The organism is Pseudomonas sp. DNDY-54 (genome assembly GCF_019880365.1).
Classification (GTDB): domain Bacteria; phylum Pseudomonadota; class Gammaproteobacteria; order Pseudomonadales; family Pseudomonadaceae; genus Stutzerimonas; species Stutzerimonas stutzeri_P.
Window position 1 is genome coordinate 3,605,352 of record NZ_CP082271.1, and the last position, 17,933, is coordinate 3,623,284.

Annotated in this window: 20 protein-coding genes and 1 pseudogene; 9 read left to right on the forward strand and 12 right to left on the reverse strand. The window is 62.3% G+C overall.

Annotated features, from left to right (window positions below; translation table 11 throughout):
* Positions 1-2: 2 nt before the first annotated feature.
* The 3 genes from ribE to K4O48_RS16805 form a co-directional block, all read right to left on the reverse strand.
* Positions 3-479: a 6,7-dimethyl-8-ribityllumazine synthase gene (gene ribE, locus K4O48_RS16795; RefSeq protein WP_122163748.1), complete on the reverse strand. Its 477-nt coding sequence runs from the start codon at positions 477-479 to the stop codon at positions 3-5.
* Between the two features lie 252 nt (positions 480-731).
* Positions 732-1,811: a bifunctional 3,4-dihydroxy-2-butanone-4-phosphate synthase/GTP cyclohydrolase II gene (gene ribBA, locus K4O48_RS16800; protein WP_222909508.1), complete on the reverse strand. Its 1,080-nt coding sequence runs from the start codon at positions 1,809-1,811 to the stop codon at positions 732-734.
* Between the two features lie 11 nt (positions 1,812-1,822).
* On the reverse strand, positions 1,823-2,485 hold the full coding sequence (locus tag K4O48_RS16805; protein ID WP_073298922.1) for a riboflavin synthase: 663 nt from the start codon (positions 2,483-2,485) through the stop codon (positions 1,823-1,825).
* A gap of 474 nt (positions 2,486-2,959) precedes the next feature.
* Between K4O48_RS16805 and K4O48_RS16810 the strand changes: the two genes are divergently transcribed.
* The gene (locus K4O48_RS16810) at positions 2,960-3,994 is read left to right on the forward strand and encodes a hypothetical protein (RefSeq protein WP_260523648.1); all 1,035 of its coding nucleotides are present in this window, start codon (positions 2,960-2,962) and stop codon (positions 3,992-3,994) included.
* A gap of 128 nt (positions 3,995-4,122) precedes the next feature.
* Entirely contained in the window at positions 4,123-4,620 is a 498-nt protein-coding gene (locus K4O48_RS16815) for a GNAT family N-acetyltransferase (RefSeq protein WP_409518904.1), read from the forward strand.
* A gap of 15 nt (positions 4,621-4,635) precedes the next feature.
* On the opposite strand, the gene ribD is transcribed toward K4O48_RS16815, so the two are convergent.
* Both ribD and nrdR read right to left on the reverse strand, forming a co-directional pair.
* Entirely contained in the window at positions 4,636-5,745 is a 1,110-nt protein-coding gene (ribD, locus tag K4O48_RS16820; protein WP_222909509.1) for a bifunctional diaminohydroxyphosphoribosylaminopyrimidine deaminase/5-amino-6-(5-phosphoribosylamino)uracil reductase RibD, read from the reverse strand.
* On the reverse strand, positions 5,742-6,209 hold the full coding sequence (gene nrdR / locus K4O48_RS16825) for a transcriptional regulator NrdR (protein WP_021206698.1): 468 nt from the start codon (positions 6,207-6,209) through the stop codon (positions 5,742-5,744). Before nrdR ends, ribD begins: the two co-directional genes overlap by 4 nt.
* 114 nt (positions 6,210-6,323) lie before the next feature.
* Between nrdR and K4O48_RS16830 the strand changes: the two genes are divergently transcribed.
* From K4O48_RS16830 to trxA, 4 genes are all read left to right on the forward strand, one after another.
* Positions 6,324-6,752: a YbaY family lipoprotein gene (locus tag K4O48_RS16830; protein WP_222909510.1), complete on the forward strand. Its 429-nt coding sequence runs from the start codon at positions 6,324-6,326 to the stop codon at positions 6,750-6,752.
* Positions 6,749-7,432 carry a class I SAM-dependent methyltransferase gene (locus K4O48_RS16835; protein ID WP_222909511.1) on the forward strand — a complete coding sequence of 228 codons (684 nt, stop codon included), beginning with the start codon at positions 6,749-6,751 and terminating at the stop codon, positions 7,430-7,432. Before K4O48_RS16830 ends, K4O48_RS16835 begins: the two co-directional genes overlap by 4 nt.
* 42 nt (positions 7,433-7,474) lie before the next feature.
* The gene (gene thpR / locus K4O48_RS16840; RefSeq protein ID WP_222909512.1) at positions 7,475-8,005 is read left to right on the forward strand and encodes an RNA 2',3'-cyclic phosphodiesterase; all 531 of its coding nucleotides are present in this window, start codon (positions 7,475-7,477) and stop codon (positions 8,003-8,005) included.
* 90 nt (positions 8,006-8,095) lie between these two features.
* On the forward strand, positions 8,096-8,965 hold the full coding sequence (gene trxA, locus K4O48_RS16845; protein WP_222909513.1) for a thioredoxin: 870 nt from the start codon (positions 8,096-8,098) through the stop codon (positions 8,963-8,965).
* 423 nt (positions 8,966-9,388) lie between these two features.
* On the opposite strand, the gene K4O48_RS16850 is transcribed toward trxA, so the two are convergent.
* The 3 genes from K4O48_RS16850 to K4O48_RS16860 form a co-directional block, all read right to left on the reverse strand.
* The gene (locus tag K4O48_RS16850; protein ID WP_409518955.1) at positions 9,389-9,943 is read right to left on the reverse strand and encodes an HAD family hydrolase; all 555 of its coding nucleotides are present in this window, start codon (positions 9,941-9,943) and stop codon (positions 9,389-9,391) included.
* Between the two features lie 32 nt (positions 9,944-9,975).
* Positions 9,976-10,845 (reverse strand): acyl-CoA thioesterase II, encoded by an 870-nt coding sequence (gene tesB, locus K4O48_RS16855; protein ID WP_222909515.1) that lies wholly within the window; start codon positions 10,843-10,845, stop codon positions 9,976-9,978.
* Positions 10,846-10,926: 81 nt separating this feature from the next.
* A complete protein-coding gene (locus K4O48_RS16860) occupies positions 10,927-11,490 on the reverse strand; it encodes a GNAT family N-acetyltransferase (protein ID WP_222909516.1) in 564 nt (187 codons plus the stop codon).
* Between the two features lie 79 nt (positions 11,491-11,569).
* Between K4O48_RS16860 and K4O48_RS16865 the strand changes: the two are divergent.
* Both K4O48_RS16865 and K4O48_RS16870 read left to right on the forward strand, forming a co-directional pair.
* Positions 11,570-12,490: pseudogene (locus tag K4O48_RS16865) on the forward strand (histone deacetylase).
* A 60-nt stretch (positions 12,491-12,550) separates the two neighbouring features.
* Positions 12,551-13,840 carry a TIGR03862 family flavoprotein gene (locus K4O48_RS16870; RefSeq protein WP_409518905.1) on the forward strand — a complete coding sequence of 430 codons (1,290 nt, stop codon included), beginning with the start codon at positions 12,551-12,553 and terminating at the stop codon, positions 13,838-13,840.
* Here K4O48_RS16870 and K4O48_RS16875 read toward each other — a convergent pair.
* From K4O48_RS16875 to K4O48_RS16890, 4 genes are all read right to left on the reverse strand, one after another.
* Positions 13,837-14,148, reverse strand: coding sequence for an AzlD family protein (locus tag K4O48_RS16875; RefSeq protein WP_222909518.1), 312 nt, complete (start codon positions 14,146-14,148; stop codon positions 13,837-13,839). The two genes, K4O48_RS16870 and K4O48_RS16875, sit on opposite strands and share 4 nt — an antisense overlap.
* Positions 14,145-14,855 (reverse strand): AzlC family ABC transporter permease, encoded by a 711-nt coding sequence (locus K4O48_RS16880; protein ID WP_222909519.1) that lies wholly within the window; start codon positions 14,853-14,855, stop codon positions 14,145-14,147. Before K4O48_RS16880 ends, K4O48_RS16875 begins: the two co-directional genes overlap by 4 nt.
* 99 nt (positions 14,856-14,954) lie before the next feature.
* On the reverse strand, positions 14,955-16,280 hold the full coding sequence (locus tag K4O48_RS16885) for a DEAD/DEAH box helicase (protein ID WP_222909520.1): 1,326 nt from the start codon (positions 16,278-16,280) through the stop codon (positions 14,955-14,957).
* 160 nt (positions 16,281-16,440) lie between these two features.
* The gene (locus K4O48_RS16890) at positions 16,441-16,914 is read right to left on the reverse strand and encodes an NYN domain-containing protein (protein WP_222909521.1); all 474 of its coding nucleotides are present in this window, start codon (positions 16,912-16,914) and stop codon (positions 16,441-16,443) included.
* Positions 16,915-17,246: 332 nt separating this feature from the next.
* On the opposite strand from K4O48_RS16890, the gene K4O48_RS16895 reads away from it, so the two are divergent.
* The gene (locus tag K4O48_RS16895; RefSeq protein ID WP_222912133.1) at positions 17,247-17,927 is read left to right on the forward strand and encodes a hypothetical protein; all 681 of its coding nucleotides are present in this window, start codon (positions 17,247-17,249) and stop codon (positions 17,925-17,927) included.
* Positions 17,928-17,933: the final 6 nt, after the last annotated feature.

Below are 17,933 nucleotides of genomic sequence, written 5' to 3' on the forward strand. Positions count from 1 at the left end.
GCTCACTTGGCCTCCAGCTGCGCCAGCAGACTCACCATTTCCAGGGCGGAAAGAGCGGCTTCGGCGCCCTTGTTGCCGGCCTTGGTGCCGGAACGCTCGATCGCTTGCTCAATAGAATCGACGGTCAGCACGCCAAAGGCGACCGGCACACCGAATTCCATGGAGACCTGCGACAGGCCCTTGGTGCACTCACCCGCAACGTATTCGAAATGCGGTGTGCCGCCACGAATCACCGCCCCGAGGGCGATGATGGCGTCGTATTCGCCTTGCTGCGCTACTTTCTGCGCGACCAGCGGAATTTCGAAGGCGCCCGGCGCGCGGATGATGGTGATGGCATCTTCTGGAATACCGTGACGCACCAGCGCATCGACGGCGCCGCTCACCAGGCTTTCAACAACGAAGCTGTTGAAGCGGCCAACAACCAGGGCGAACTTGCCTTGCGGGGCGATGAAGGTACCTTCGATGGTCTTCAGTGTCATGGAAACAATCTCATATAGCGTTAAAGAGCTTGTGGGCTTTCAGGTAGCCCGGCGGAGCAGCGCGTAGCGAGCGCAGGACAGACAAGGCGCAACGACCAGCGGGAGTAACAGCCAAAGGCTGGCCCGAAGGGTGAGTGCAGCGAATCAAACAGGTGAGGCGGCGAAGCTATTTATTTCAGTAGCACTGCTGTAAATGAGCAAGCCTCGCCTGTTTTCAACGCAGTATGTCCAAGCGCAGTAGCGCCGCGGCCCTTACTCAGCGGGCAGGTATTCTACAACTTCCAGGTCAAAGCCGGATATCGCGTTGAACTTCATCGGCGAACTCATCAGGCGCATCTTGCGCACCCCGAGGTCGCGAAGAATTTGCGAACCGGCACCGACCGTACTGTAGGTGGCCGGGCTCGGCGACTGTTGGCGGTTGAGCTGGGCCAATAACTGCGGCCCCGTCAGCGGGTTGCCCAGCAGAAGGACCACGCCGCTGCCTGCTTTGGCCACTTCGCTCATCGCGGCGCGCAGGCTCCAGCGACCCGGCACTGTGACCATTAACAGGTCGCGCAGCGGCTCCATGTTGTGCACGCGCACCAGCGTGGGCTCTTCCGGGGAAATCTCACCGCGGGTCAGCGCCATGTGTACGGTGTCTTCCACGCCATCGCGGTAGGTGACGAGCTTAAATTGGCCCAGTTCGGTCTCCAGCGGCTGCTCGGATACCCGCTCGACAGTACGCTCGTGAATCATGCGGTAGTGGATCAGGTCGGCAATGGTGCCGATTTTCAGACGGTGCTGCTCTGCAAACACCTCAAGCTCCGGGCGGCGCGCCATGGTGCCGTCGTCGTTCATGATTTCGCAGATGACACCGGACGGCTCGAACCCGCCCATGCGCGCCAGATCGCAGGCCGCCTCGGTGTGCCCGGCGCGCGCTAGGACGCCCCCAGGCTGAGCCATCAGCGGAAAGATATGACCGGGACTGACGATATCTTCGGCCACCGCATTTTTAGCCACCGCAGCTTGCACGGTGCGGGCGCGGTCGGCCGCCGAGATGCCGGTCGTCACACCCACCGCCGCCTCGATGGAAACGGTGAATTTGGTACCGAAACCAGAGCCGTTGCGCGGGGCCATCAGCGGCAGCTGCAGGGTTTCGCAGCGTTCGCGGGTCATCGGCATGCAGATCAGACCGCGGGCGAAACGGGCCATGAAATTGATGTGTTCGGCAGTTACGCATTCGGATGCGACGATGATGTCGCCCTCGTTCTCGCGGTCCTCGTCATCCATGAGGATGACCATCTTGCCGGCGCGGATGTCTTCGATCAGTTCTTCAGCGGTATTCAGAGCCATGTGGCCAATCCTTACTTATTCAGGTAGCCGTGTTCGGCGAGAAAACTTTCGGTCAGGCCCGAGGCGTTCGGTTCGGCGGCCTTGTCGCCCATCAGCAGGCGTTCGAGGTAACGCGCCAGCAGGTCCACTTCCAGATTCACCTGCCGCCCGGGGCGATAGTCGACCATGATGGTTTCGGCCAGGGTGTGCGGGACGATAGTGAGCTCGAATTCGGCGCCATTGACCGAGTTGACCGTCAGGCTGGTGCCATCGACGGTGATCGAGCCCTTGAGCGCGATGTACTTGGCCAGCTCGCGCGGTGCGCGAATCCGGAACTGCACGGCGCGGGCGTTTTCTTCACGCGCCACCACTTCACCGACCCCATCGACGTGACCGCTGACCAGATGCCCGCCGAGCCGGCTGGTCGGCATCAGAGCCTTTTCCAGATTCACGCGGCTACCGGTCTTGAGATCAACGAACGCGGTGCGTGCCAGCGTCTCGCGGCTGACATCGGCCCAGAAGCCGTTGCCGGGCAGCTCGACCGCGGTCAGGCAGACGCCGTTGACCGCGATGCTGTCGCCTAGCTTCACATCGGCCAGGTCCAGCTTGCCGGTCTCGACCAGTACGCGAACGTCGCCGCCCTTTGGCGTCATCGCGCCGATGGTGCCGATGGATTCGATTATTCCTGTGAACATGTGGCCTCCCGAGGAAGGCAATTGAAACGATGCATATGACGAACTCCTGTTTTGGATAAAACAGGGCGCTGCAGATCGATAGGGAGTGGACGCGCGCACGAAAGGCGCCCGTCGAGGCATCCCGCTCTCTCTCATCCGGACTATACCGTCGGCCCCGGAATCACACCGGGTCTGCTGACCTTGTCCAAGACAAGCGCTCGCGGGCTAGACGTGATCGAAAGCTACTGCGCCCGGAGCATGCTGGATTGTAATCCTCCTCGAATGCTCGTTTACCGCAGTCTTGTTTACTGCCGTAAAGATCGCTTTCTCGTCAAATCACGCCTTGCCTGCCCCGCGCTCGCTACGCTTTCAACATTTGTAGCTACGCCATTACCGCCGGTGGGGAATCTCACCCCGCCCTGAGAACGTGGACCGCTAAGGCCCGGCGCAGTTTTTACCACAAATGAGGTATTTCTGCAGCGGGTAAACGGCCGTTTGAATCCTTCGCCGCCGTCCGCATCATTATTTAACCCGCCGCGCAACTACCGCTCCGCTTGTTTGTCCATACGCAGCGCATCGGTGCTTACTTCGCCTTCGGCACCAGCGCCTTGCAAGACGATCAGGATGGAACGTCATTCCCGCCGTATTCGTACCGACACGCCGAGCCAGGATCTGCTCGCTTTTCGCGATCCCAACGCGCAGCACAAAGGACACGACCAGGAAGAACGCTCCGAACCTTTACATGTGCCAAGAGGGATCGGTATGTCAGGGGTTACGGCTAAGGACACCTCGGCGGCCACGCAGGCTGCCGAAATCGACCGGAACGGTTTCACGGTCATTGAAAATTACATCTCGCCTGATGAGCTGGAGCAGGGCCGCGCGTTCATTGAACAACAAGCAGCCAGGCACGAAGGCGAATACTTCGCTATCCACGGCATTGAAGCGCTGAGCGGCAGCATCGCGAGCGCATTGGCGCTCTCCGCTCCGTTCAAGGAATTGCTCGCGGACCTGTATCGGCTTCAGTCGGGGCGGGAAGCTGCCGCAACGGAGCAGGTATTTCCAGTCGTCCGTTGCCTACAAGGCCGAACGGGCCTTAGGCAGTCGCATTTCTATCACTTCGATGCGACTGCAGTGACCGCCCTGCTTCCTCTATACATTCCGACGGAGGGCGAGCATTGCGGCGACCTGATCATCTTTCCCAATGTCCGGCGGGTGCGCTTCAATGCGTTGCGCAACGTGATCGAGAAAGCAGTCCTGCACAACACGGCCAGCCAGAAGCTGGTCGCCTTCGCAGTGCGTCGTGGCTGGCTCAAGCCGATCCGGTTGAAACTGGTGCCCGGCAACCTGTATCTGTTCTCGGGCTACCGAAGCCTGCACGCGAACGATGAATGCGACCCGGACTTGCTGCGCGCAACCATGCTGTTCCACTTCGGGAATCCGCACCACGAGAGTACGGTTGCGCGGCTCCTGCTGGGGACCAACAAGCGCCGCGCCAAGCTTGACCACAATGGATTGAGGCCGGTTAATTGATCGCTGGGATGGACATGATCTCGCCGTCAGCCGGGTGAGGTCATGCCGAGCATTCATCTCTCGGTTCAGTGGTCATGAGCATCACGTATGCTGCGCCTTCTCCCAGAATGAGCTGACGAGGTTTCGCATTGACTGATCAAACGGTGACGTATTTCCTCGAGATGACCGCGCCTTCGCAGCTGCGGGCCAAGCCAGTACCGAAGGATTTGCTAATCAGCGAATGCGAGATTAAGCAGTTTCGCTTCAATCAGTTTCTCTACCGTCTGATCGGTGGCCCTTGGCAATGGACCGAGCGACTCGATCAGTCCGACGAAGCTTGGCAGCAGGAAACTGAAAGCCCCGATCTTCGCACCTGGGTGGCCTACCATCGGGGCGCTATTGCAGGGTATTACGAGCTGCGCCGTAGCGGTGAGGACGCCGAGATACTTTATTTCGGGCTGGAAAGTGGCTTCTTTGGACGAGGATTTGGCGGCGGCCTGCTGAGCCATGCGATCACGAGTGCCTGGGAGTGGCCCGGCACGCGGCGCGTCTGGGTCCACACCTACACCCTTGATCATCCGAGCGCGCTGCAGAACTACCAGGCCCGCGGATTCGTGCTGTATGACCAACAGGTCGGCATCGAATAACGGTTGGACCGTGGGTCAGCTTGCTGGCACCGCGATGACATTCCAGTCTTCGCCAACGGCCCGGATGTCCTTGATTTGCAGTTCCCGCGCTTCGCTCATCCGCTCTAGCGGCAGATCAAGCAGCGGTCGGGCCGACGACCCCAGAAACTTGGCCGCGACGAACAATTGATACTCGTCGATCAAACCCAAAGCGGCAAAGGCGCCAGCCAGGCGCGGTCCCGCCTCGAGCAGGACCTCGTTGGCGCCGCGAGCCGCGAGTTCACGTAGCAAACCCAAAAGATCCACATGCCCTGCGTTGCCCATCAAAGTCAGCAACTCATGCCCGGCTGCCCGGTAAACCTCAGCCTGATCAGAACGGGTGCTAGCCACCAGCGCCGGGCCTGCCTGGAAGAACGGCGCGTCCAGCGGTACGCGCAGTTGTCCATCCACCAGCACCCGCAAAGGCGTGCGCCGCATGGCCAGCGCGGTCATTTCCTCATCGAGCCCTAACTCGGCCTCACGCACGGTCAGCCTGGCGTTATCCATGAGTACCGTATCGGCGCCGGTCAACACCACGCTCGATTGCGCCCGCAGCCGCTGGACCTCGGCACGGGCAGCGGGTCCGGTGATCCATTGGCTTTCGCCGCTGGCCATGGCGGTACGGCCATCCAGACTCATCGCGAGTTTCGCTCGCAGGTAAGGCAGGCCGGATTCCATGCGCTTGATGAAACCGACATTCAGCGCGCGGGCATCCACCTCGAGCACCCCGCTCGCCACATCGATGCCGGCCGCGCGCAAGCGCTCGAGACCTCGGCCGGCCACCTGCGGATTGGGGTCCTGCATGGCCGCGACGACACGACCGATACCGGCCGTTACCAGGGCTTCGGCGCAGGGCGGCGTGCGGCCATGATGGCTGCAGGGCTCAAGGGTGACGTAGGCGGTGGCGCCGCGGGCGCGTTCACCTGCCTGGCGCAGCGCATGCACCTCGGCGTGCGGTTCGCCAGCACGCACATGCCAGCCCTCGCCGATCAGCTCGCCGTCCTTGACGATGACGCAGCCGACCCGGGGGTTGGGGGGCGTGGAATACAGCCCTTTGCGTGCCAACTGCAGCGCCAGGGCCATCCAGGCATGATCGTTGGTGGTCATTCGGTTTTTGCAGGCTCGCGCGACAGGCGTTCGATTTCCTCGCGGAATTCGTTGAGATCCTGGAAGCGGCGATAGACAGAGGCGAAACGGATATAGGCGACCTCATCGAGCTTCTGCAGCTCGACCATCACCAACTCACCGAGCACGCGCGACTTGATCTCGCGCTCGCCGGTGGCGCGCAGCTTGTGCTTGATGTGGGCGATGGCCTCTTCCAGCCGCTCGACACTCACGGGACGCTTTTCCAGTGCGCGTTGCATGCCGGCGCGTAGTTTTTCCTCGTCGAAGGGCTGGCGGCTGCCGTCCTGTTTGATCAGCCGCGGCATGACCAACTCAGCGGTTTCGAAGGTGGTGAAACGCTCGCCGCAGGCGAGGCATTCACGGCGGCGGCGCACCTGATCGCCTTCGGCTACGAGGCGCGAGTCGATGACTTTGGTGTCATGTGCACCACAGAAGGGACAATGCATGGGCGAGTGCTGTCAGACGTCGGGAGAGCCATGGTAGCGCATCCCGTCGGCAAGACAAATCGAGGGGATTGTTGCTATACAGGCGCGCATCAACACCCTGTTCTGGAGCCGTCCGTGAAGTTACGCCCCCTTGTTCTGCCTGCTGTAATGCTGGTGTTGGTTGGCTGTTCTACCCAGCAGGCCCAGCGCCCCACTGCGCCTGTGACATTCGAAGAAGCGCCGCAGGCGGTGACGCTGATGCACGAACTGCACGGCAGCTTGATAGGCGTTCCGGCCGGCAGCGACGTCGAACTGGCGCTGCTGGAGGTCAATCGTCGCGACCAACCCGACCGACTCTTGAGCAACGTGCAATTGAAAGGACGTGGCAACGAGCTGCCATTCATCCTCAAGTTCAATGCCGAAAAGTTTCCGAAGAACCAGCAGGTCGAGCTCCGCGGCCGGGTGACTCGATCCGGGCAACTGATCATGCGTTTGCCCGCGGTACAGGTCACCAGCTCCGCCAACCAATCACTTGGTCCCCTGCGACTGGTGCCGGCGCCTTGATGCCACCGGCGGCGTTGCAGGCGGCGTTGGCTGAGCTGCTCGGCGATGCGCGTTTGATTGCAGCCACCCTTCCCGATACCGATGTGCGTCTGTGGCTGATCGATGCCGAGAACATGGAGCGTGCGTTCAGCCCGGAGGAAACCCGGCGGATCCTTGAAGAGCCGCCCTACTGGTGCTTCTGCTGGGCGAGCGGCCTGGTGCTGGCGCGCTGGCTGGCCGCACATCCGGCATGGGTTCGCGGTAAACGGGTTCTGGATTTCGGCGCCGGTTCAGGCGTAGCCGCTATCGCCGCGGCCAAAGCAGGCGCGCTGGAAGTTGTGGCCTGCGACCTGGATCCGCTGGCGCTGGCCGCCTGCCGCGCGAATGCGGAACTCAACGGTGTACAGCTGAGTTATTCGACTGACTTCTTTGCCGAAGCCGATCGCTACGATCTGATCATCGTCGCTGATGTGCTCTACGATCGCGCCAACCTGCCGTTGCTCGATCATTTCCTCAGCCGCGGCCAGGCTGCACTGGTCGCCGACTCACGGGTCCGCGACTTCCAGCATCCGGCCTACGAACGGCTCGATGTGCTGGACGCCTGCACCTGGCCGGACCTGGCTGAACCCGCCGAATTTCGTCGGGTGAGCCTCTACCACGCCAGCCGGCGCCGCGAGGGTGAATCACGCGCCACCGGCTGAGGTCTATCGTCGAACCTGACGCCTGCGCCAAAGGAGCGAACCATGACCACCGAGCCGTCCCTGCGCCTGTTCTTCGCACTGCCCTGCCCTGGAGCCCTGGCAGAAGCCATCGATCGCTGGCGCGACCAACAGCCGCTTGGTGGTCGGCCGGTGGCCCGGGCCAACCTCCACCTCACGCTGGCCTTTCTCGGGAGCCAGCCGGCATCGCAACTGGAAGGTTTGAAACGCCTCGGCGCTCATGTACGGGCAGATGCGTTCCAGCTTCGGCTGGATCAACTACAGACGATCGGCCATGGATTCGCTTGTCTGATTCCGAGCCAAATCCCGCCGCCGTTAATTCAATTGGTCGAGCAACTGCATGCGGGCCTTTCCTCGCATGGTTTCGCGCTCGATTCGCGCCCATTCCTGCCGCATGTAACGCTGTCCCGCGACGCGCAGGTTCAGTCCAACGCCAAGCCGCCCAGCTTCGACTGGAGGGTGGAGCACGTCGTCCTCTATGCGTCCGAAAACACGCCCAACGGCCAGCGCTATCGCGAGGTGGAGCGCTGGCCGCTCACGGCTCCGGCGAGGTGAAAGCATGATTCACGCCCCTTGCTTCCGCTCCGGCGCGCCCCCACTTAACATGCACGCCTCACTTCACACGCGCCCCTTTCGAGACCTCCGATGAGCCAGACTCCCTACATCTTCGATGTCAGCAGCGCCAACTTCGAGCAGCTGGTGCTGGAAAATTCATTTCACAAGCCGGTGCTGGTGGATTTCTGGGCCGAGTGGTGTGCGCCCTGCAAAGCGCTGATGCCCCTGCTGGCGAAGATCGCCGAGGAGTACCAGGGCGAGTTGCTGCTGGCCAAGGTGAACTGCGATATCGAACAGGACGTCGTGGCTCGCTTTGGCGTTCGCAGTCTGCCTACGGTGGTGCTGTTCAAGGATGGCCAGCCGGTGGACGGGTTCGCCGGTGCACAGCCGGAGTCAGCGGTTCGCGCGATGCTGGAACCGCATGTGCAGGCACCGATTGCGCCAGAAGCGGACCTGCTGGAGAGCGCGCAGGCACTGTTCGCAGAGGGCCGCATCGGCGAAGCGGAGCATCAACTCAAGCAACTGCTCGCCGAAGACAACGAGAACGCAGCAGCATTGATCCTTTATGCGCGTTGCCTGGCTGAACGCGGCGAGCTGGGCGAAGCCGAAACCGTGCTGAACGCGATCAAGGGGGATGAGCACAAGCAAGCGCTGGCCGGCGCCCGCGCGCAGTTGACGTTCTTGCGACAGGCCCACGACCTGCCTGAGGTTGCCGATCTCAAAACCCGACTGGCGCAGAACACCGAGGACGACGAAGCAGCCTATCAGCTCGCTATTCAGCAACTGGCCCGCCAGCAATATGAAGCGGCGCTGGAGGGTCTGTTGAAGCTGTTTGTGCGTAATCGCGGTTACGCCGAAGGCCTGCCGCATAAGACGTTACTGCAGGTGTTCGACTTGCTCGGCAGCGATCACCCGCTGGTCACCAGCTACCGGCGCAGACTGTACCAGGCGCTTTATTGATATTCAGATGGATTGATGGGTATCGCTCCGCTCAACGCCATCCTACGACGTGCAGTGAACTGATCCGTAAGGTGGATGACGCTCTTTTCATCCACCTGTGCCAACGCTCGGTGGATCGGTGAAGCGGGATCCACCCTACGAAGCCACTATGGTCCGCGCACCCGTTGCGCTTGAAGTGGGCTCGCTGCCTTTGTAGGAGCGAGTTTGCTCGCGAACAGTGCCCCGTCATCGTGCCCAGGACGCTCCGCGTCCCCTGCGCTGTGCTACCCGCCCAGCAACCGGCGCAGGTCCATGCAATCGCGGGGCATGGAGCCCGGTCAGATCGGGCCAGATTGCCCCCGGTTCGTAGGCTGGATGTCATTGTTTACATCCACCGCAACTGCTCTCGGTGGATCGATAAAGCGCGATCCACCCTACAGCCCCTCAGTTCAGCAACCGCAACAACTGTCCGCAATCCTGGGCATGCAGGTCAGTCAGTTCCGGCCAGAGATTTTCCGGCAGATTGACCAATACACCGCGCGCGCCAGCCGCCTTGGCGCATTCCAGGTCGAAGCGGTAATCGCCGACCATTACCAATTCGCTCGGTGAAACGTCCCACTTGCGTGCCAGATGCAACAGGCCGCCCGGATCGGGTTTCGGCGGTGCTTCATCGCGGCCGAGAATGTCTTCGCTCGCAAAACAGTCACCCAAGCCCACCGCCTGCAAGGTCACGAGCGCCAGCTCATGCGCGTTGCGAGTCAGCACACCGAGCGTGCAACCCCGTTCGCGCAGTGCGTGCAGCAGCTCACGCGCACCCGGCGCCGGCGTGGCGGCATAAGCAAGCTCGCGTTCGTGCTCCAGCAGCCACGCCCGCTTGCCGGCCGCTTCGTCGGGCGGAAGCGCAGCAAGGTGATGCAGGATGTCGTCGTCCTGGGGGATATCCAGCGCTCGCTTGATCGCAGGAAAGTCGTGCACGGCGAGCGTCAGGGTGCCGTCCATGTCGAACACCCAGTGCCGCGCCTGCGTCAGGCTCACTTCCAATCCTCACGGACGCGGATCAACCCTTCCTGCGCTACCGAAGCGACCAGCTGCCCGGCCCGATTGAAAATGCTCCCGCGGGCGAAACCACGTGCATTGCCTGCCCAGGGACTGTCCATCGAATACAGCAACCATTCGTCCGCACGGACCTCGCGGTGGAACCAGATCGAATGGTCGAGGCTCGCCAATTGGATGAATTTGCTCCAGGAACTCACACCGTGCGGCTGCAACGCCGTACCGATGAAGCTGAAGTCAGAGGCGTAGGCCACCAAGTATTTATGCAGCGCCGGATTATCCGGCAGCGAGCCGTCAGCACGAAACCAAATATGCCGGATCGGCTCGATCGGCTGCGGGTTGATCGGGTCCTGCAGGGTCACGGGGCGAATCTCGATGGGTTTGGGCCGGCGCAGCTTTTCAGCCACACGCGCCGGGACCAGCGGCGTTAATTTGTGCAGCAGCTCCCATTCGCTGAGCAAGTCTTCAGGGCCGACCACTTCAGGCATGGACAGCTGGTGCTCGAAGCCGGTTTCATCCGCCTGGAACGAAGCGCTGCAGGTGAAGATGGTCTGACCCTTCTGGATCGCACTGACGCGGCGAGTGGTGAAACTGCCGCCATCGCGCACGCGGTCCACGTCATAGACCACCGGCTGATGGGAGTCGCCCGGGCGCAGAAAATAGCCGTGCATGGAATGCACGTGACGCTCCGGCGCCACGGTCTGGCTGGCGGCGGACAGCGCCTGGCCAACGACCTGGCCGCCGAATAGCTGCGGAAACCCCAGGTCCTGGCTGTCGCCGCGAAACAGGTTTTCTTCTATTCGCTCCAGCGACAGCAGGTTGACCAGCGTGTCTAGGGTGTCGCTCATGGTGTAGTTCCTTTATGTATGCGAGGCACGGGGCAGGCGCGCATGGTACGGATTCCTCCGTATCGGCTCCACTGGTTGCGCTTATCGACGAAAATCGGCCCAGTTCTCCTCAGTCACCCGATACAACACGTGAGCGCGCAACGGATGCCCCTCCCCGATGTTGGGATGATCGAAGTCATCGGTCGGCTGGTGCTGCATACCCAGCGCTTCCATTAACGACCTCGAACGCTCATTGAGCGCCGCGGTGTACGCCACGATTTCTGGCAACTGCAGACGGTCGAACCCGCACGCCAGCGACGCCTCTGCCGCTTCGCGCGCGAATCCCTGTCCCCAGAACTCATGAGCGAGACGCCAACCAATCTCCACCGCGGGGCAGAAGGGCTGCTGCAGACGGGACCACGAAAGGCCGGCCAGACCGACGAAGCGCTCATCGCTCTTACGCTCAAGTGCCCAAAAGCCAAACCCGAATCGAGAGAAATGGATCCTGCAGCGCGCCATCGCCGCGGCGCAGTCATCGCGGGAGAGCAATCCAGGGAAATAACGCATCACCAGCGGGTCGGCACACATCTCCGCCAGCGGATCGAGGTCCGTATCGCGCCAGGCACGCAAGCGCAGGCGCGGGGTTTCCAATTCAATACGTTCCATCGGTTCGCCTATGCTGTTTCCTTGAAGAATCAATTACCTGCTCTGCATACTGGCCGCTGATCTCACCGGGCGCCACTCGATGTCCCTGCCGCTGGTATTCCATGACGACTACAGCCCGCTCTTGCCGCCGGGGCACCGCTTCCCGATGGAGAAGTTTCGGCTCCTGCGCGATCACCTTGTCGCCTGCGGTTTGACCACCGATCAGGCGTTATTGCGCCCTGAGCTGTGCCCTAGCGACGTGCTGGCGCTCGCGCATGATCGCGACTATGTCGATCGTTAGCGCAGCGGCGACATGAGCCGCGAGGAATTGCGCCGTCTGGGTCTGCCATGGAGCCCGCAACTGGCGCAGCGCACCGTGCGCGCCGTCGGCGGCTCGCTGTTGGCTGCCGACCTCGCATTGCGGCATGGCTTGGCCTGTCACCTGGCCGGCGGCACTCACCATGCGCATTACGATCACGCGTCGGGCTTTTGCATCTTCAACGATCTGGCGGTGATCGCCCTTTCGCTACTCGAGAGCGGCCGCGTCGGCCGCGTGCTGATTTTCGACTGCGACGTGCATCAGGGCGACGGCACCGCGCGCATCCTCGAAGACACCGCCGATGCGGTCACGGTTTCGCTGCACTGCGACAAGAACTTCCCGGCTCGCAAGGCCCGCAGCGACTGGGACATCAGCTTGCCGCCAGGCCTGGGCGATGTCGACTACCTCAAAGCCGTCGATGACACCCTCAACTATCTGTTGCCGCTCTATCAGCCGGACCTAGTGATCTATGACGCCGGGGTCGATGTGCATCGTGATGATGCCCTCGGCCTGCTCAACCTCAGCGATGAGGGGTTGGCGATGCGCGACAGCGCGGTGATCAGTCATTGCCTCGGTCGGGACATCCCGGTGGTGGGGGTGATCGGTGGCGGTTATGACAAGGATCGCGCCCTGCTCGCCCGCCGCCACGCGCGGCTGCATTTCAGTGCCGCCGAGGCGTGGCGTCAATACGGATTGCGCTAGGCGCGCATAACTGACACGAACGCGTAGCGGGCATGACCCGCCTCCAGACCAGCCGCTACAATGCCCGCCCCGCAATTACCGGCTGCAACCATGCCTTTAGCTCAATCCCGTGTCGCCATCATTGGCGGCGGCCCCGCCGGGCTGATGGCTGCCGAAGTGCTTGGCCAGGCCGGTGTGTCCGTCGATGTCTATGACGCCATGCCCACGGTCGGGCGCAAGTTTCTGCTGGCGGGCGTCGGCGGCATGAACATCACACATTCCGAAGCGCTCGAGCCCTTCGTGGCGCGCTATCGCGAGCGCGCGCCGGCACTTCGCCCGCTGCTGGACGCGTTCAATCCACAGGCCCTGCGCGAGTGGATTCACGGCCTGGGAATCGACACCTTTGTCGGCAGCTCCGGGCGGGTATTCCCGACCGATATGAAGGCCGCTCCGCTGTTGCGGGCCTGGTTGCGCCGTTTGCGCGATGCCGGCGTGCGGATTCATACGCGCCACCGCTGGCTGGGTTGGAACGCCGACGGTAGCTTGCGCCTGCTAACGTCTGTGGGTGAGATCAGTGTCAATGCTGACGCCGTGTTGCTGGCACTTGGCGGCGGCAGCTGGGCGCGGCTGGGGTCTGATGGCGCCTGGGTGCCAGTCCTGCAGGCTCGTGGGATTGATATTGCCACGCTGCGCCCGTCCAACTGCGGCTTCGAAGTCGCCGGGTGGAGCGCGTATCTTCAGGAGCGATATGCCGGGGCACCGCTGAAAACGGTCAGCCTCGCGCCGCCTGGCGGCACGTCGCGCAAGGGCGAGTTCGTCATTACAAACACGGGCATTGAGGGCAGCCTGGTGTATGCGCTGTCGGCCGACATTCGCCGGGCCATCGAGCAGAACGGCCAGGCCACGGTCACCCTGGACCTGCTACCCGACCATTCGCCTGAGAAAATCATGAAGGCGCTCAGCAAGCCGCGCGGCTCGCAGTCCATGGCCAAGCACCTCAAGCGCCAGCTGGGCCTCGATGGCGTCAAGGCCGGCCTTCTTCGCGAGCTGACCTGCGTCGAGACGTTTCAGCAACCCGCCGCGCTGGCTGCGGCGATCAAAGCCCTGCCCATCACCCTGCTGCGCCCCCGCCCGCTGGACGAGGCCATCAGCAGTGCCGGCGGGGTGCGGTTTGAATCGCTGGATCAAGGCTTGATGCTGCGCCAGTTGCCCGGCGTGTTCTGCGCGGGCGAAATGCTGGACTGGGAAGCCCCCACGGGCGGTTACTTGCTGACCGCCTGTTTCGCCAGTGGTCGAGCGGCAGCGGCGGGCATGCTCCGCTGGCTGGAGGCTGATCGCGTGAACGACACGGCCGGCAAACCGATCGGTTAGGCGAGCTGCCTGAACAACGCGGCGACGATGATCCCCGCTGCGATCGCCGGCAATGGCTTTTTGGTCAGCAGCATCGTCACGGCCGTCGCCAGAAAGGCCAGCCGAGCGCCATTGTCCCCGTTCACCGCCATCGGCGTTAACAGCGCCACCAGCACCGAGCCGGACATGGCACTGATGAATTGCTCGGTCCGGCGGTTGATGGGCACGAAGGACATGGCGAACACGCCCCCCCAGCGCGTCACCAGGGTAACCACAGCCATCAGCAGGATGATGACCAGCGCGCCCGAACCTGCCGTCTCCAACGTCACGTCTGCTTCTCCATCCACAGTGCGCCCAGCAACCCACCGGCGAGCGCGCCCGCCACGACATGGCTGTTGGCAGGGAGGTACCAGTACGCCAGCATCGATGAGAAGCCAGCGACGACCCAGATGACGATCATTCGCAGGTCCTTTTTACCGCCGATGACCATCGCCAGAAGGAAACAGCCCATCACCATATCCAGCCCCAGGCTGACCGGATCATGGATAGCGCTGCCGAAATAAAGCCCGAGCCAGGTACCCAGCACCCAAAACGTCCAGAGTGCGAGACCGCCGCCAAACAGGATGCCCAACCCTGGCTTGCCAAGACTGAACGCCTGCATGGACATGGCCCAGTTGGCATCCGAGACCACGAACATCACCGCGTAGCGCTTCGCCGGCGGCAAGTGCTGCAGATAGGGATATAGGGTCGCGCCCATCAGCAGGTGCCGCGCATTGACAGCAAACACGGTGACCACCAGCGGAACGACTGGAACATGCGTGCCCCAGAGTTCCAATGAGGCGAATTGCGAGGCGCCGGCGAAGACCAGCGCACTCATCAGCAAGCTGGAGTAGTTATCCAGTCCCGCCTGCGTCGCGGCCAGGCCGAAGGCCAACCCAAACACCACAACGAACACCGAGATCGGCGTCAGCTGTTTGAACCCGGCCCAAATGGTCTGACGGCTGAGTTCATGAAGCGCGACATCAGCATGTGCCAAAGGACACCTCTTTGTTATTCAGGTGGTTACAGCCTTGCCCGAAGCCTAGCGGTACCGAACTAGCCGATACCGCCGGGAGCCGCCGCGCTCCGAGGGCCTTCAGCGCTTCTTTCCCGGCTTGGCGCCGCCCAGGCTCGGCACTTTGCGGATCGGCTTGGCGTTGGGTTTCTCGCTCTCATCGAACCAGTTGCCCAGATGAACACGGCCTTTGCCAGCTGACTCTTTAGGCTTCTTCGGCTTTTTCGGTTTCTTGATGATCTGCCCGCCCGGCTGCGTAGTCGGCACTCGATGATCCGGGACGAAACCCGGCTCGTCGTGGCGCGGCAGAACTTGCTGAATCAACGTCTCGATGGCTGCGAGTTGATCGACCTCGTCGGCAGCCACCAGCGACACCGCTTCCCCAGTCGCACCCGCCCGGCCAGTACGGCCGATACGGTGCACGTAGTCCTCGGCGACGATAGGCAAGTCGAAGTTCACCACCTGAGGCAGGTCATGGATGTCCAGACCGCGCGCAGCCACGTCCGTCGCCACGAGGATCTGCACCTCCCCGGCCTTGAAACGTTCCAGCGCCCGCAACCGCGACGCCTGCGGCTTGTCGCCGTGAATCGCATCGCTGGAAATGCCCTGTGCTTGCAGCTCCTCCACCAGTTGGTCGACGCCCTTGCGCGTCTTGACGAACACCAGCACCTGCCCCCAGCGCTTTTCCGCTAGCAAGTGCAGGAACAGTTCGGACTTGCGCTTCTTGTCCACCGGCACCAGCCACTGCTTGACCGTCTTGGCGGCGGCGTTGCGCGGGCTGACCTCGATGGACAGCGGATCGCGCAATAGCTTCTGCGCCATCTGCCGAATCGCATCGGAGAAGGTCGCGGAGAACAGCAGGGTCTGGCGCTTTTTCGGCAATGCGCTAAACAGCGCGTCCAGCTCTTCGGAAAAGCCGAGGTCGAGCATCCGATCGGCCTCGTCCAGCACCAGCGCCTGCACCTGGCTGAATTTCACCGCGTTCTGCCGATACAGATCCAGCAACCGTCCGGGTGTGGCGACCAGCACGTCGATGCCCTTGCGCAAAGCCATCATCTGCGGGTTGATGCTCACGCCGCCGTAGACCGCATAGGTGCGCAGCGGCAGGTCCTGGCCGTAGGTTCTGAAACTCTCGTGCACTTGCTCGGCCAGCTCACGGGTCGGCACCAGCACCAGCGCGCGGACCGAATTGCTCGCCACTTGCGGCCCTTCGTGCAGCAGCCGCTGCAACAACGGCAAGGCAAAACCCGCGGTTTTACCGGTGCCGGTCTGTGCGGCGGCCATCAGGTCGCGGCCCTTGAGCACAGCCGGAATCGCCTTGGCCTGGACCGGGGTCGGCTGGGTGTATTCAAGCGATTCGAGGGTGCGAAGCAGCTGATCAATCAGGCCCAAAGAGGCGAAGGTCATGACGGTAACCGGAAGGACGAAAACAGGCTGCGCAGTTTACTCGAAAGGAAGCTGGAAGCTGGAAGCTGGAAGCTGGAAGCTGGAAGCGTAGGGTGAATGTCGCTTTCTACATCCACCGTTGGCCCCGCCTCGGCAAACCCAGGAATAACGGGAAACCGCGCTATCGCAACAGCAGTTTGCCTTCGATGGGCACGTAACGCGATGCCGCGCGAATCAGCGAGTTGGCCGTCAAGCCCGGCGCGCCGTATGCCGTTGCCTCGGCGCCACCGGCACGCACGCGGTCCAGCAGCAGATCAAAGTCGCCATCGCCCGACGCCAGCACTACTTCATCGACCTGCCCCACCACGTCGAGCACGTCGATGGTGATCCCGACGTCCCAGTCGCCCTTGGCCGAGCCGTCGCTGCGCTGGATATAGGGCTTGAGCTTCACGATGAAGCCGAGGTTGCGCAGAATCTGCTGGAACTGCTGCTGCTTGGCATCCCCCCGATCGATCGCATAGGCGTAGGCCGCGACAATCTCCCCGCGCTCGCTGACTTCCGCCCACAACGCGGCGTAGTTGAAATGGCAGCCGTGGGCCTGGCGCACCGTGTAGTAAAGGTTCTGCACATCAGCAAACAGGGCGATTTTCTTCAAGCGGCAACCCGAGCGGAGGAATGGCCAGCCAGTATGGACTGCGGTGGGACAGCTGTCGCCGGCCGGTCGCTGGAGCTAGTCAGGCCGTTAAAAACGACCTGAGTTGGCACAACGTCGAAAAACAGACTGGATCGCCAGTCCGGTTGAAATATTCCATTTAGAACACTAAACGCCGCTTTTTTGCTGCTTTGACTCGCTGCGCTTGCCCTTCTGGCCAGCCTTCGGCTGTTACATCCAAGGGTCGTTGCACCTCGTCATGCCTGCCTCACCTACATTGCTCAACGGCCTGCTAAAGTGCGCGCCTGGTTTTTCCCATGAGTTGCCGCCCTGCGATGAATGCTCTGTCCATCCTCCGTGACGCCTGGTTCTTCTACTCGCGCAATCTGCTGTCCATCGCACGGCTCTGCCTACCGCTGATCCTGCTGGAAAGCATTGCCCGCCTGGCGATCGACCATCTGTTCGGCAAGGGTGCCATGCCGGCACAGGAGCTACTGATCGGACTCGTCTTCTACCCGCTGTACATCGCTGCGCTGATCCTGTTCCTCGACGCGCGCAGCCGCGGTCATGCGCCGCCACTGCGCGAGGTGATGATGCGTGCATTGCCGCTGTGGCCGTCAATGGCAGTACTGGCCGGGCTGGGTACCTTGCTGATCATGCTCGGCGCCTCGCTGTTCGTGCTGCCGGGTCTGTGGGTGATGGTCAAGATCGCCTTCGCGGAATATTTGCTGGTGATGCGCGGCTTGAGCCCGCTGGCGGCACTGAAGGAAAGCTTCCTGCAGACCCGTGGGCATTTTCTGCTGATTCTCGGCTGCATCCTCATCGTGCTGGTGCCGCTGTGGCTTCTGGAAGCCTGGGTGGCCGCACAGCTCTGGGCCGGTGAGGCAGCGCCTGGAGCGCTCGCCGTGGTGGCCGACAGTCTGGTCGGGCTGGTGCAGCTGTTGGCGACAGTAGTGCTGTTCCGCTGCTTTATGCTTTGCAGCGAACCGGGCGGCGATCAGAAGCAGCCACGTTGATCGGCA